Below are 12,785 nucleotides of genomic sequence, written 5' to 3'. Positions count from 1 at the left end.
CGCGCCCCGCGCTATTGCTGCTGCCAACCCAGCGTGAGATACGCGCCACGCTTTGGCGTGTTGTACGTATAGAGCGTCTCATAATCCTTATCGAATAGGTTCTCGACGCGCGCCGCGACATACCAAGACTTGGTGATATTGTATCGGGCACTCAGATTGACCACGCCATATCCGCCCATCGGCTGGCCGTTGTCGTGGCGCGCGCCAGTCAACAGCCATTGCCCGCCGATCCGCCAACCGTCGAAGCTGTGGTTCGCCGACACGGTGGCAAAGCGACGCGGCCGCCGCGTCAAATCCCGGTCCGAAACCTCGTCGACAGGATTTTGGAACGTGAAGCTGGCGCGCACGTCGGTACGGCCCACCTGGCCCGACCATGAGGCCTCGATACCCTGGACTTTTGCCCGGCCCACGTTCTGCGCAACATACCGCCCATGGTCCGCAAGCGCATACTGGATTAAATTCCGATAGCGGGTCTGGAACGCGGTGACGCGCGCCACGCCAAGCACCGGCGACGCATATTGCAACGCCGTTTCGAGCGAATGCGCCTGCTCCGGTTTCAAGCTCGGATCGCCGGAAAAGGGAAAATACAAGTCGTTGAAGGTCGGTGCGCGAAATGCATCGGAATAGTTGACGATGGCCTTCCAGTGATCGGTGAATCGGTAACCATAGCCAACGAAGTAGCTGTTGGCGCCGCCGAAATCCGAATACTGATCGCGCCGCAGGTTGAGTTGCATCTCGTTGCGGCCCAGCTCGCCGTTATAGCCGACGTAGCCGGAATTCACGCGCCGCGCGGGCGTGGTGAAGTCCGACGCGTCCAGGTCCTGATTGATGTGCTGGTAGCCGAACACCAGCTTGTGGCCAGCAGCGATAGCATAGTCGTTCTGCCAGTCCAATTGGCCGTTCGTCGTGTCGTAGCGGCTGGTCTGCTGCCCGTTGACGAAGATCTGCGAGCGGTCAGTGCCCTGCGCGACGCTCAGATGCGTGCTCCAACGCTCGGTCAGGCCGCCGTTCACGAATACGGACACTTGCCCGACGCGATCGCGCTCTTTGTTCAAGTCGGTTGGCATGCCGAACGGATTGTCGAAGCTGGTCTTCGAGAATGATTGAAAGTAGCGGATACCCGCGTCCCAGCCTGGACTGAAGCGGTGCTTCAGCGACGCGCTCACGCTCTCGTTGAACGTGCCGTTCGCATTCGGATTCACCGGGGCCCGGTTCGGATCAATCGAAGAAAAACCATCGGTCTTCATGCGCGACGCATCGACGCTAAACGTTGTCGCGCCGGCCACATCGAGCGCCCCGTTCACGCCCGCATGCTGGCGCTGCGTGCGATAGCTGCCATACTCGCCATCCAGCGTAAAGCGCGGCGGATAATTACCGCCGTCACGCGTAAATACCTGCACGACGCCGCCAATCGCACTCGATCCGTACAGCGCCGACACGTTGCCGTTGACGACCTCGACGCGCTCGACCTGATCCAATGGAATCTGAGCGATTTGCGTCGCGCCCAGCGCCGCGGAGTCCACGCGCACGCCGTCAATCATCACCAATGTCTGCGCGATCGGCGCGCCGCGCATGAACAGCCCCGCCGTCTGGCCCGCGCCGCCGTTGCGGGTGATCTGCACACCCGGCGCGAATTGCAGCAGCCCGGCTAGATCCGTCGCGCTGCTGTCCTCAATGGCACGCCGGTCGAACAGCGTCGTTTGCGGCAGCGCGTCCGGCAACGCCTGCGCGTTGCGCGCGGCGCTCACCACAATCGGCACCAGCGCGCCGCGCCGCACCGGGTCATCGCCAGTGCAAGACCGGGCTTCGGTTGCCGAGGCACTGGTGCTCACAGCAGTGCCGGCATTCGCCACAGTGTGGGTATATGCCACAGGGTTGGCGTTTGCCGTAGTGTCGATGTGTGCTGTAATGCCGGTGTATGCCGCAGTGTCGGTGTGTGCCGTAGTGCTGGTGTGTGCCGTAGTGTCGGCATCCTTCGCTGAATCAACGTTGGCCGCCATGCCAAAGCGTGTGACAGGGCCGACGAGGTCACTGTCTGCGCGCGAGCCTGTCCCGCAGTCATCGTCGAGGGTCTGGACAAGCTGCGCCGTGGCGACGTGCGGCAAGCTGGCGAACGCGAGCAGCGCTGCCGCTGCAATAGGCGTACGCATAATGTTTTCCTTGTTGTGCGACTGCGCGACGCCCGTCCCCCGCGGGCCATGCGCTACGATAAAGCGCGGCGTAGCAATCCACGGCCACACCATGCGCTTCGCGCTCTCGGCCGGTATCCGGGCTAGCGACGCATCGGCCCGGCCTTCCCACGCTCTACGCGCAGTGGCACGCACCGCCGTACGCTGACGCATGCGGCGGTGGGCGGTTCGATGTGCAAAAAGCGGGTCGCTTACCGTTGCGGGGACAGCACAGGTTGGCCGGTTCGTGGCGAACTTCGCTCCCTGTTTCCCGTTTAACCCCGCGCATGAACCGTGCGCATGGGCACCGAAAGTGCCGCAAGTGTAGGTAGCGCCATGCGAGGCGTCAATGGCCGGAACACGCCGCTGTTACGTCTGGATACGAGCTTAGGCGTCGAATGCCACCAGAACCGCGCTAAAATGCCGTTTCTGCAGAGGACGCAACGATGCTTACCGAACTTGAAAATTTGTCCCAGAACATCGGTCGGCTGATCGAGATCAGCGACCGGAACCGTCAAGCGCGGCTAGCCGTCGAACAGCAACTCGAGGCCGCGCGTGCGCAACGCGACGCGCTGCGGGCACAACTCGAACAGGCGCAGCGCGAACGCGACGCGCTGCACATCGAACGCGACGCGTTGTCCGCAAAGATTGACGATGCCCAGGTCCGCTTGAACGCGATCCTGGAAAAACTACCGCACACGCGATTGCCGGATTCCCCGCTCGACGTGCAGCCATCACAAGCCAGTGACGTACCGTCACCGTCGCCCGCATCTGGGGACGAGCGCCAAGGAGAAACCGCATGACGATGAAACAGATCGAAGTGTCGATCCTCGGCCAATCGTATCGGCTCGCCACCTCGCCCGAAAACGAGTCCGCGCTGCACGAAGCGGCCGAGCGCGTGGACCGAGAAATGAACAAGGTCCGCGCCGCGAGCAGCGTGCGCGGCCATGACCGGATCGCGGTGATGGCCGCCCTGTCGATCGCCTCCGAACTGCTGCAATTGCAAAAGAGCGTGCGACACGGTGAGGCATTCCCCGCGGAGGAAATCCAGCGTACAATGCGTCAAATGAATGAACAGCTTGCGGCAGTTATCCGCCAGCATGATCTGACGCAAGCATAGGTTGCGCCACATTGCGTTGTTTAGGCAGCCTGCGGTTCACGAGCGATACGGCTTATACGTTTTTTGGCTTCCCTGCCTGGTTCGCCAAGGTCATAGATTCCTTGAACCAATGCCATGTGCACGGTTGCGGAAATTTGTAGCATGGGCGTGCGCGTCACTCTGTCTGACGTACCCGAAGTGCTGCTAACTGCGACCAATTCTGAACCTCAGGTTCAGGATGCCGGCCTAGCGGCCAAGGCGGGGACTTTATTCGGCGGCATCGAACTTCGGTTCGATGCCGTTTTTTATTCGAGCGTCCCACGGCGATGCGCTACTGGCTGATGAAGTCCGAACCCGACGAAGCGAGCATCGACGATCTGGCCGCGTCCCCTACCCGCACGTTGCCGTGGACCGGCGTGCGCAATTACCAAGCGCGTAATTTCATGCGCGACAGCATGCAGCCCGGCGACGGTGTGCTGTTCTATCACAGCAGTTGTACCGAACCCGGCATCACGGGCCTGGCCGAAGTCGCCTCCGGCCCCTATGCGGACCCGACACAATTCGATGCCGCTAGTCCTTACTACGATCCCAAGTCGCGTTGCGATGCACCACGTTGGCTTCTGGTCGACGTGCGCTTTGTCAAGAAGCTACGACTGATTCCGTTGGGCGAGCTGCGCGCGCACACCGCGCTGGCGGACATGCGGGTGCTGGCGCGCGGCAACCGTCTGTCGATCACGCCGGTTACGCCCGATCAATGGTGCTATATCACCGATACGCTGGCTGAGGCCGAATAGCGAGATCGCGAGGCGCCACGCCCGCTCAAAGCCGGCGCGGTGCAACCTGGCCTTCGTTTCACGGAACTTCGCATCGCGCACGCTCCACTAATAGGGCACGGTCCGCCGCGCGTGCTGCGCTGGAGCCGACAATCTCGTTGGGAGTCCAAGAATGATGAATCAGTCCCTACCCTCGCGGCACGTCGCGCGTCGAATGCGCGGCATCGCGGCCGCATGCGCGCTTGCGAGTGTTCCGCTGACGCTGGGCCTGGCGCCCGGCGCCGCACTTGCGCAGGCCGCGCCAGTGGCACCGCCGTCCGGCGTGCTATCGCTGAGCGCTGAGCGAAGCATCGACGTGCAAGAGGACGTCGTGCGCATCACGCTGTTCTATGAGCAGGAGAGCCAGGATGCCGCCACCCTGACCCGGGCGCTGAACAAACGTGCCGACGAGGCGCTGCGGCAGGCGCGGAGCGACGACAAAGTGACCGTGCAAACCGGCGCCTTCACGATCTATCCATCGACTAGCCGCGACGGCAAAATCGCCGCCTGGCGCGGTCGAACCGAGATCGTGCTCGAGTCGCGCGACTTCGGTGCCGCGTCGCGGCTCGCGGGCCAGTTGAGCAACACGATGCAAGTGGACAATGTGGCGTTCTCGTTATCACCGCAGGCGCGCCGCGACGCGGAAACCAAGCTGACCTCGGGTGCCATTGCGGCGTTCCGCGACCAGGCGCAAGCCGCCGCGCAGGCTTTCGGCTATGGCGGCTATACGATTCGGGAAGTGCGCATTAACCAGGGAGCCGGCGCTAGCCCGCGGCCGTTCATGTTGATGGCCACGCCCACAAGGACCGATGCGAAGGCCGCAGCGCCGCTGCCGATCGAGGCGGGCAAAAGCACGGTGACGGTCGAAGTATCCGGTTCGATCCAGATGACGCGCTGATGCTCACGTATCATCGCCGGCCGGCCGCTGCCCGCCCTCGCCGCGCACGCGTGTCGCGGGCGCCGGCACATGAGTATGGGCTGTGCGGGCACATGAGCGTGGGCTGTGCGCAGCGTGCGTCAGCCGGCCGAGTCCGCCGAGCGGGCACCGGGCAGACGCGCATTGTGCCTGTAGGACCAGACGAGCACCAGTGCGCCGACCACGATCATCGGCAGGGAAAGCCACTGCCCCATCGACAGATTGAACGCGAGCAATCCGAGAAAGTCGTCCGGCTCGCGCGCAAACTCGACCGTGAAGCGCGCCATGCCATAGCCGAGCAGGAAGACCGCCGAGGCGGCGCCGACCGGACGCGGCTTGCGTGCGAAGCACCAGAGCACGACGAACAGCACACCGCCCTCCAGCGCGATCTCATAAAGCTGTGACGGATGACGCGGCAGCATAGAGTAGCGCTGGAACACGTCCAGCAAGTGCCATTGCGCGGCTTGCAGCGGATGCGACGCGAGCCACCCCAGATCTTCATTGACTGCGCCGGGGAATCCCATCGCCCACGGAGCATCTGGCGCCGTGACGCGCCCCCACAGCTCGCCGTTGATGAAATTGCCGAACCGGCCGGCTGCCAACCCCGTCGGCACCATCGGCGCGACGAAATCGGTGACCTGCAGCCACGTGCGGTTGCGTTGGTACGCGAACACGAGCATCACGAGCGTCACGCCGAGGAAGCCGCCGTGGAACGACATCCCGCCTTCCCAGACCTTGAAGATGTCAACCGGATGGGCCAGGTAGAAGTCGGCCTTGTAAAACAGCACGTAGCCGAGGCGGCCGCCGAGGATCGTGCCTAGCACACCATAGAACAGCATGTCGTCGATGTCGCGCAACGTCCAGCCTTGCGCCGCGACATGCGGCAGGCGCAGCCGCAACCGGCCGACAACGATCGCCGCGATGAACGCGACCAGGTACATCAACCCGTACCAGCGCACCGCGAGTGGACCGAGGTGGAGCGCAACGGGGTCGAAATTCGGATGAATCAGCACGATAGGAATCTGAGGTCAGTAGGATGTCAGGGGGTCAATAGCGCATGCGCGCACACGACGTCGATGAAGCCCGCCAGTACTGGGCTGACATCGCCCGTGCGCCATACTAGGCCCGTTTCGACGACCGGCAGCGCACCGCGCAGCGCTCGGTAGACGACGCCCGTACGCCGCAAGTTGCGAAGCGATTGCGGCACCAACGCGACGCCCATGCCGGCCGACACAAGACTGACGATCGTCTGCATCTGGATCGCTTCCTGGCCGATCCGCGGCACGATGCCCGCAGCCTTGTAGCAGCCCATTATGATGTCATAAAACGCGGGCGCCAAACGCCGCGGGAAGATCACCAGCGGCACGTCGGCGAACTGCGCCAGCTCGATTTCCGCCTGGTTGTACGCCGTGTCCAGCGCCTGGGCCAGTTCGCACGACAGGGCGACGATCAATGGCTCACGCGCGATCGGCAGATATGACAGCGCGGCCGCATGACGGGGCGGAATCGGCGGGATTACGATGCCCGCGTCGATGCGTCCGGCCACCAGTTCGTCAATCTGCACGTCACTGGTCGCCTCAAGCAACTGGAGCCTGACGCGCGGAAAACGTTCACCGAATTGCCGCAACAGACCGGGCAGCAGCCCATAGTCGGCGCTCGACACGAACGCCAACGCAAGCACCCCAGTCTCGCCCTGCGCCAGACTGCGCGCGAGCGGCGCCAACGCATCGGCGGCGGCCAGCACCCGCCGCACTTCGGGCAGCAGCGCGGCGCCCACCGGTGTCAGCTCGACCGAGCGTTTGGTGCGCTCGAACAAACGCACGCCGAGCGCGTCCTCCAGCAAACGAATCGCCTGCGACAGCGGCGGCTGCGTCATCGCGAGACGGGCCGCCGCCCGGCTGAAGTGCTGTTCCTCGGCCAGCGTGACAAAGTAGCGCAATTGGCGCAAATCGAAGGACATAGGTGAAGGCGGAGTGGAAACTGATACATTTTATGACTTTATTAGCTTCAAATAATATATTGGACATTTGATTCGCGCCACTGCATGCTGTTACACAAAGCCATAGGAGTTTCCCCACCATGCCATACAACCGTCGTTCGAAGAACATCACTCAAGGCATCGCCCGTGCGCCGAACCGCTCGATGTATTACGCGCTCGGCTATAAGAAGGAAGATTTTGACAAGCCGATGATCGGCATCGCCAACGGTCACTCAACGATCACGCCATGCAACGCGGGGTTGCAACGGCTCGCCGACGCGGCAGTCGGCGCGATCAAGGACGCCGGCGCCAATGCACAAACGTTCGGCACGCCGACCATCTCGGACGGCATGTCGATGGGCACGGAAGGCATGAAGTACTCGCTGGTGTCGCGCGAAGTGATCTCCGATTGCATCGAGACTTGCGTGCAGGGGCAGTGGATGGATGGCGTGGCGGTCATCGGCGGCTGCGACAAGAACATGCCGGGTGGCATGATGGCATTGGCCCGGATGAACGTGCCGGGCATCTATATCTACGGCGGCACGATCCGTCCGGGTCACTGGAAGGGCAAGGATTTGACGATTGTGTCGTCGTTCGAAGCGGTCGGCGAGTTCACCGCGGGACGCATGACGCAGGAGGACTTTGATGAGGTCGAGCGCAACGCGTGTCCGAGCACCGGTTCGTGCGGCGGCATGTACACTGCGAACACGATGAGCTCGTCATTCGAGGCGCTGGGCATGTCGCTGCTGTACTCGTCGACGATGGCCAATCCGGACGACGAGAAGGTCGCATCCGCCGCCGAATCGGCGCGCGTGCTCGTCGAAGCGGTGAAAAATGACTTGAAGCCGCGCGACATCATCACGCGCCAATCGATCGAAAACGCCGTATCGCTGATCATGGCAACCGGTGGCTCGACGAATGCGGTGCTGCACTATTTGGCCATCGCGCACGCCGCCGAGGTCGAATGGACGATCGATGACTTCGAGCGCATCCGCAAGCGTGTGCCGGTGATCTGCAATCTGAAGCCGTCCGGCCAATATGTGGCCACCGACCTGCATCGCGCCGGCGGCGTTCCGCAAGTGCTGAAGATCCTGCTGGACGCCGGCCTGCTACATGGGGACTGCGTGACGATCACCGGCCAAACGATCGCCGAGGCACTGAAAGACGTGCCGAGCCAGCCCCGCGCGGACCAGCAGGTGATCTTCCCGATCGATAAGGCGCTGTACAGCGAGGGGCATCTGGCGATCCTGAAAGGTAATTTGGCCGAGTCTGGCGCGGTCGCGAAAATCACCGGCCTGAAAAACCCTGTCATCACGGGGCCAGCCCGTGTGTTCGATGACGAGCAGAGTGCGCTCGAGGCAATTCTGGCGGACCGGATCAAGGCCGGTGACGTGATGGTGCTGCGCTATCTCGGCCCCAAGGGTGGACCCGGCATGCCGGAAATGCTCGCGCCGACCTCCGCCATCATCGGCAAAGGGCTGGGCGAATCCGTCGGGCTGATCACCGATGGACGCTTCTCCGGCGGCACCTGGGGCATGGTGGTCGGCCATGTCGCGCCGGAAGCCTTCGCCGGTGGCACGATTGCGCTGGTGCAGGAAGGCGACTCGATTACGATCGACGCACACAAGCTGCTGCTGCAATTAAACGTTGACGAGGTCGAACTGGCGCGCCGCCGCGCCGCATGGACCCAGCCCAAGCCGCGCTATACCCGCGGCGTGCTTGCCAAGTATGCCGAACTCGCGCGCCCGGCCGACCAAGGCGCCGTCACCGGCTGAGCCGCAAAGCGCAGGTTCCGGCGGTCCCGCGCCGGGACCCGTATAATCGCGTCACGCATCGAATGCTGGCGCCGTCATTTCGGGAGACCGCTGCGCACTATGCCCACCAGCCGGACGCCTCGGTACGGCTGCAGCGCAAGATCATCGATGGCGGCGCAGGCACGTGGGGCAATGTGCCGATGCCGGCCAATACCCAGATCACCGATGCGCAGGCGGCCGCACTCGCCGCGTGGATCCTCCGGCTGCGGTAGCCCGCGGCATCGGTTCAGTGCTGGTCGGCGCGCTGCTCGATCTCAGCATCCAGCGCATCGTGCACCCACTGCTCCAATTCTGTTTCGAGCGTCAGCACGACTTCGCGCGTGACCTGGCTCACGAGCCAACCCGCATGCTCGGCGAACGCCTCGCGGCAGCGCGCCTCGATCGCATCGCGTCCCTCGCCGGTCAGGTACACGCCCAGACGAGCACGCAGCCGTTCGACGATACGGTCCACGTCGGGCGCAGTCCATCCGCCGTCCTGCGGCACCGGCACGAAATCGGCATCGATACGGGACGCAGGGGTACACGCCGGTTCCGTCGTGCACCGCTCGACGAGCCATTGCGCGCGGCTGCGGGCCATCTCGGGCGCGCCACTGACCAGCACGTTGGTCAGCACCGGGATGGATTCGTCGATCGGGTCAGTCATGGTCCACTCCGTGGTCAATACGGATTGCGGCGCCGAACCGGCATCCGTCACTCGCCTTGCTTATACATGTTCAACGTGTAGCCGCGGTCCCGATAGAAACGGTACCGCTCGCGCCCGGCCGCGAGCCCGTGCTCGTCATTGCCGATAACCTCGAGCAACCGCTCGAAACGCGCGAATTGCGGCGGCACCGCGCTGCCCAGGTTGAGCAGGATCGCGTAGTGTGGCGCCTGATCCAGGTCGGTGGTCAGCACCACCGGCGTCTCGTCAGCCAGCGCCGAGCCGGCCATGCAATGCGGGATGAAGTCCAACGGCGAAAACGTCCACAGCCGCTCGTCGAAGGCGCGCAGCACGGCGGGCTCGCCCAGCACGACGAGCGGCTGCGCGGCCTGGTAGGCCTTGCGCGCCAGCCGACACGCATAGCCCAGTGGATCCGCGACGTGGGTGTGAAAGTCCACACGGGTCATCGGCAGCCCGAGCCTCGCTGGTTTATTGATGCGACACGGTACGCTTCGGCGGGCATCACTTCGCGCGATCGATCAAAAATTGCGTGAGCAGCGGCACGGGGCGTCCGGTTGCGCCCTTTGCGCTGCCGCTCTTCCACGCGGTGCCGGCGATATCCAGGTGCGCCCACGGGTAAGCTTGCGCAAAACGTGCGAGAAAGCACGCGGCCGTCACGCTGCCGGCTGGCCGCCCACCAATGTTAGCCATGTCCGCGAAATTCGACTTCAGCTGCTCCTGGTATTCGTCGTCCAGCGGCAACCGCCACGCGGGATCCGACGCGCGGCGGCCGGCCGCGAGCAGCGCGTCGGCCAACGCGTCGTCCTTCGAGAACAAGCCGCTATTGTGGTGCCCCAGCGCGATCACACAGGCGCCAGTCAGCGTCGCGATGTCGATCACGGCGGCCGGTTTAAAGCGCTCCGCATACGTGAGCGCATCGCACAGGACCAGCCGCCCCTCGGCGTCGGTGTTCAGAATCTCGATCGTCTGGCCGGACAGGCTGGTCACGATGTCGCCCGGCTTGTTCGCATTGCCGCTCGGCATGTTCTCGCAAGTCGGGATCAGGCCAACGACGTTCAGCTTCAAGCCCATCTCGGCAATCGCGCGGAACGTGCCGAGCACCGAGCCGGCACCGCACATGTCGTACTTCATCTCGTCCATGCCTTCACCCGGCTTGATCGAGATGCCCCCCGAGTCGAATGTGATGCCCTTGCCGACCAGCACCACCGGCGCCTGCTTCGCCCCAGCGCCCTGGTGCTGCAGCACGATGAATTGCGGCGGCTGCGCCGAGCCCTTGGCGACCGACAGAAACGAGCCCATCTTCAACGCCTCGATCCGCTTCGGGCCCAGCACCTCGACCTTGAGCTTCCAGTCCTTCGCCAGTTGTTTCGCGACACCGGCCAGGTACGTCGGCGTGCAAATATTGCCCGGCAGGTTGCCCAGCTCGCGGGTCAGATCCATGCCATTGGCGATCGCCACGCCCTCCTTTAACGCAACGCGCACCGCCTTCTCGTGTGCGGGGTCCACGACCACGATCACCTTCTTCACTGCGCCGCCATTGGCCGCGTCGGCCGCCGGCTTAGACTTGGTCTGCGTATATTGGTAGGTCAGCTCGCGCAGCGTCAACGCGCTCATACGCGCGCTCCAGCTGGCATCGCGGTCGTTGACCGCCACCTGCGCGAGCGCCCATGTCACGCTGGCTGCGCGCGTGGCCAATACCGCGCGCCACGCCGCGCGCGCCGCCTCGGTGAACGTCTTCGGGCCCAGCGCGTCCTGCTTGCCCAAACCCACCAGCAACACGCGCGACGCGCCAATGCCAGCCACTTCGCGCAGCATTAGCGTCGAGCCGGCCTTGCCGCCTAAGTCGCCGCTCTTGACCAGGCGGCTGACCAGCCCCTTGGTCGCGGCATCAAGCTTTTGTGCGGCACCGGACAGCGTCTGCGCATCGAATACGCCGACCACGATGCAATCCGACTTTGCGTTGAGCAAGGCGCTGTCCGCGGCTTTGTTCCAATCACAGGCTTTTGTGCTAAAGTCCATCGCGCTCGTCCTTGGCTAGAATCCTGGGCTGTTAGTCAAACCAAGCCGCAATTATCCGCTATTTTTGCTACCGCGGCGTTGCTGGCGCCGGATGTCCGTCTTCGACGGACCGGTCCACGTGCGTCACGCGCATGGAAACGCCCATCGTGGATAAGCTGTCAATCCCGGCTCGCCACCGTGGTCCAAGCCAGCAGCCGGGACACGAACATGATGTGACCAGATGATCCTTGAACGCTCCTTGCAGCGCGAACTCGCCTATACGGCCGGCGCGGTTTTCCTCGTGCTGCTCACCCTCGTGCTGACGACGATGATGATCCGCATCGTTGGCTTTGCCGCCTCGGGCGAGATCGATCCTCGCGACGTCGTCGTGCTGATCGGCTTGACGATGATCAGCTATGTGGCGGTGATGCTGATTGCAACGCTGTTCGTGTCGATCCTGTTCGTGCTCACGCGCTGGTACCGTGACTCCGAGATGGTGGTCTGGTTTTCGTCCGGCGTGAGCCTGACCCGGCTGATCAAACCGATCGCGACGTTTGCAGCGCCGATCGTCGTACTAATCGCCTTTTTTGCATTCGTTGGCTGGCCGTGGGCGAATGAGCAAAGCAAGCTGATCCGTGAGCGCTTCCAGCAGCGCGACGAGGTGTCGCTGCTCGCGCCCGGCCAGTTTCGCGAGTCCGCCTCGAACCATCGGGTGTTCTTCATCGAGAAAATGAGCCCCGATCAAAAACGCGTCGAAAACGTATTCGTGACGAGCACGGAAAACGGCAAGGTCAACGTCGTCGTATCCAAGACCGGCCATACGGAGATCCACCCGAATGGCGACCGCTTCGTCGTGTTGGAGAACGGACGCCGCTACGATGGCGAACCGGGCAAGCCCGATTTTCGCATCATGGAATTCGCGCGCTACGGGGTCAAGATCCAGAGCCAACAACTGGTGAACCGGCCAACGACCACCAGCCTGCCGACGGCCACGCTGCTGCGCGAGCCGAACACGACCAATCTGGCCGAGTTCGCGTGGCGGGCCGGCCTGCCGTTGACTGCGCTCAACCTGATGCTGCTGGCGATTCCGCTCGCGTACCAGAACCCGCGGCGCGGCCGCACGATTAATCTGGTGCTCGCAGTGCTCATCTACCTGACGTATTCGAACCTAATGAACCTGGTTCAAGCCTGGGTCGAGCAAGGCAAAATCGCGTTCATGCCCGGGCTGCTGGGACTGCACGTGATTGTCTCGACGATCGTCGCCTTCGTGTTCTGGTTGCGCGTGCGCAACCGTCCACTGCTGCGGCGCCCGGCGCTGCGCGCGGCGTCCGGAGGCTGA

General features: G+C 63.6%; 13 protein-coding genes, 1 other RNA gene and 1 riboswitch. Of the genes, 8 read left to right on the top strand and 6 right to left on the bottom strand.

Going from position 1 to position 12,785, the window contains the following annotated elements; translation table 11 throughout:
- Window positions 1-11: 11 nt before the first annotated feature.
- A complete protein-coding gene (locus B0B13_RS15535; RefSeq protein WP_076797374.1) occupies window positions 12-2,150 on the bottom strand; it encodes a TonB-dependent receptor plug domain-containing protein in 2,139 nt (712 codons plus the stop codon).
- A gap of 91 nt (window positions 2,151-2,241) precedes the next feature.
- Window positions 2,242-2,495, bottom strand: a riboswitch (cobalamin riboswitch).
- Between the two features lie 119 nt (window positions 2,496-2,614).
- Between B0B13_RS15535 and B0B13_RS15530 the strand changes: the two genes are divergently transcribed.
- The 5 genes from B0B13_RS15530 to B0B13_RS15510 all read left to right on the top strand — a co-directional run bounded on the left by B0B13_RS15530 (window position 2,615) and on the right by B0B13_RS15510 (window position 4,977).
- Complete coding sequence (locus B0B13_RS15530; protein WP_076785343.1) at window positions 2,615-2,971, top strand: ATPase; 357 nt, start codon at window positions 2,615-2,617, stop codon at window positions 2,969-2,971.
- The gene (locus B0B13_RS15525; RefSeq protein ID WP_076785344.1) at window positions 2,968-3,288 is read left to right on the top strand and encodes a cell division protein ZapA; all 321 of its coding nucleotides are present in this window, start codon (window positions 2,968-2,970) and stop codon (window positions 3,286-3,288) included. The genes B0B13_RS15530 and B0B13_RS15525 overlap by 4 nt, the downstream gene beginning before the upstream one ends.
- 66 nt (window positions 3,289-3,354) lie before the next feature.
- Window positions 3,355-3,536: non-coding RNA, 6S RNA (ssrS, locus tag B0B13_RS15520), on the top strand.
- A 57-nt stretch (window positions 3,537-3,593) separates the two neighbouring features.
- Entirely contained in the window at window positions 3,594-4,061 is a 468-nt protein-coding gene (locus tag B0B13_RS15515; RefSeq protein WP_076797021.1) for an EVE domain-containing protein, read from the top strand.
- Between the two features lie 154 nt (window positions 4,062-4,215).
- Entirely contained in the window at window positions 4,216-4,977 is a 762-nt protein-coding gene (locus B0B13_RS15510; protein ID WP_139337444.1) for an SIMPL domain-containing protein, read from the top strand.
- A gap of 119 nt (window positions 4,978-5,096) precedes the next feature.
- Here B0B13_RS15510 and lgt read toward each other — a convergent pair whose 3' ends face one another.
- Both lgt and B0B13_RS15500 read right to left on the bottom strand, forming a co-directional pair.
- Complete coding sequence (lgt, locus tag B0B13_RS15505) at window positions 5,097-6,008, bottom strand: prolipoprotein diacylglyceryl transferase (RefSeq protein ID WP_076797019.1); 912 nt, start codon at window positions 6,006-6,008, stop codon at window positions 5,097-5,099.
- Between the two features lie 26 nt (window positions 6,009-6,034).
- Complete coding sequence (locus B0B13_RS15500) at window positions 6,035-6,955, bottom strand: LysR family transcriptional regulator (protein ID WP_076797018.1); 921 nt, start codon at window positions 6,953-6,955, stop codon at window positions 6,035-6,037.
- A 119-nt stretch (window positions 6,956-7,074) separates the two neighbouring features.
- On the opposite strand from B0B13_RS15500, the gene ilvD reads away from it, so the two are divergent.
- On the top strand, window positions 7,075-8,748 hold the full coding sequence (gene ilvD / locus B0B13_RS15495; protein ID WP_076797017.1) for a dihydroxy-acid dehydratase: 1,674 nt from the start codon (window positions 7,075-7,077) through the stop codon (window positions 8,746-8,748).
- A 62-nt stretch (window positions 8,749-8,810) separates the two neighbouring features.
- Window positions 8,811-8,999 carry a c-type cytochrome gene (locus B0B13_RS20135; protein WP_139337443.1) on the top strand — a complete coding sequence of 63 codons (189 nt, stop codon included), beginning with the start codon at window positions 8,811-8,813 and terminating at the stop codon, window positions 8,997-8,999.
- Window positions 9,000-9,013: 14 nt separating this feature from the next.
- On the opposite strand, the gene B0B13_RS20130 is transcribed toward B0B13_RS20135, so the two are convergent.
- The 3 genes from B0B13_RS20130 to B0B13_RS15475 are packed head-to-tail and all read right to left on the bottom strand — an operon-like array spanning window position 9,014 to window position 11,467.
- Window positions 9,014-9,430 carry a DUF2486 family protein gene (locus tag B0B13_RS20130; protein ID WP_139337481.1) on the bottom strand — a complete coding sequence of 139 codons (417 nt, stop codon included), beginning with the start codon at window positions 9,428-9,430 and terminating at the stop codon, window positions 9,014-9,016.
- A gap of 47 nt (window positions 9,431-9,477) precedes the next feature.
- Complete coding sequence (locus B0B13_RS15480) at window positions 9,478-9,894, bottom strand: DNA polymerase III subunit chi (RefSeq protein WP_076785352.1); 417 nt, start codon at window positions 9,892-9,894, stop codon at window positions 9,478-9,480.
- A 55-nt stretch (window positions 9,895-9,949) separates the two neighbouring features.
- Window positions 9,950-11,467 carry a leucyl aminopeptidase gene (locus B0B13_RS15475; RefSeq protein ID WP_076785353.1) on the bottom strand — a complete coding sequence of 506 codons (1,518 nt, stop codon included), beginning with the start codon at window positions 11,465-11,467 and terminating at the stop codon, window positions 9,950-9,952.
- A 220-nt stretch (window positions 11,468-11,687) separates the two neighbouring features.
- Between B0B13_RS15475 and lptF the strand changes: the two genes are divergently transcribed.
- Window positions 11,688-12,785 (top strand): LPS export ABC transporter permease LptF, encoded by a 1,098-nt coding sequence (gene lptF / locus B0B13_RS15470; protein ID WP_076797015.1) that lies wholly within the window; start codon window positions 11,688-11,690, stop codon window positions 12,783-12,785.

The organism is Burkholderia sp. b14 (assembly GCF_900156195.1).
Classification (GTDB): Bacteria; Pseudomonadota; Gammaproteobacteria; order Burkholderiales; family Burkholderiaceae; genus Mycetohabitans.
Note: the sequence above shows the minus strand (reverse complement) of the source record. Positions and strands in the feature narration are given on the sequence as shown.

What these genes read in the sequence shown, in the direction of transcription:
- B0B13_RS15535 (WP_076797374.1), bottom strand. Translation starts at nt 2,150, where the DNA reads ATGCGTACGCCTATTGCAGCGGCAGCGCTGCTCGCGTTCGCCAGCTTG.
- B0B13_RS15530 (WP_076785343.1), top strand. Translation starts at nt 2,615, where the DNA reads ATGCTTACCGAACTTGAAAATTTGTCCCAGAACATCGGTCGGCTGATC.
- B0B13_RS15525 (WP_076785344.1), top strand. Translation starts at nt 2,968, where the DNA reads ATGACGATGAAACAGATCGAAGTGTCGATCCTCGGCCAATCGTATCGG.
- B0B13_RS15515 (WP_076797021.1), top strand. Translation starts at nt 3,594, where the DNA reads ATGCGCTACTGGCTGATGAAGTCCGAACCCGACGAAGCGAGCATCGAC.
- B0B13_RS15510 (WP_139337444.1), top strand. Translation starts at nt 4,216, where the DNA reads ATGAATCAGTCCCTACCCTCGCGGCACGTCGCGCGTCGAATGCGCGGC.
- B0B13_RS15500 (WP_076797018.1), bottom strand. Translation starts at nt 6,955, where the DNA reads ATGTCCTTCGATTTGCGCCAATTGCGCTACTTTGTCACGCTGGCCGAG.
- ilvD (WP_076797017.1), top strand. Translation starts at nt 7,075, where the DNA reads ATGCCATACAACCGTCGTTCGAAGAACATCACTCAAGGCATCGCCCGT.
- B0B13_RS20135 (WP_139337443.1), top strand. Translation starts at nt 8,811, where the DNA reads ATGCTGGCGCCGTCATTTCGGGAGACCGCTGCGCACTATGCCCACCAG.
- B0B13_RS20130 (WP_139337481.1), bottom strand. Translation starts at nt 9,430, where the DNA reads ATGACTGACCCGATCGACGAATCCATCCCGGTGCTGACCAACGTGCTG.
- B0B13_RS15480 (WP_076785352.1), bottom strand. Translation starts at nt 9,894, where the DNA reads ATGACCCGTGTGGACTTTCACACCCACGTCGCGGATCCACTGGGCTAT.
- B0B13_RS15475 (WP_076785353.1), bottom strand. Translation starts at nt 11,467, where the DNA reads ATGGACTTTAGCACAAAAGCCTGTGATTGGAACAAAGCCGCGGACAGC.
- lptF (WP_076797015.1), top strand. Translation starts at nt 11,688, where the DNA reads ATGATCCTTGAACGCTCCTTGCAGCGCGAACTCGCCTATACGGCCGGC.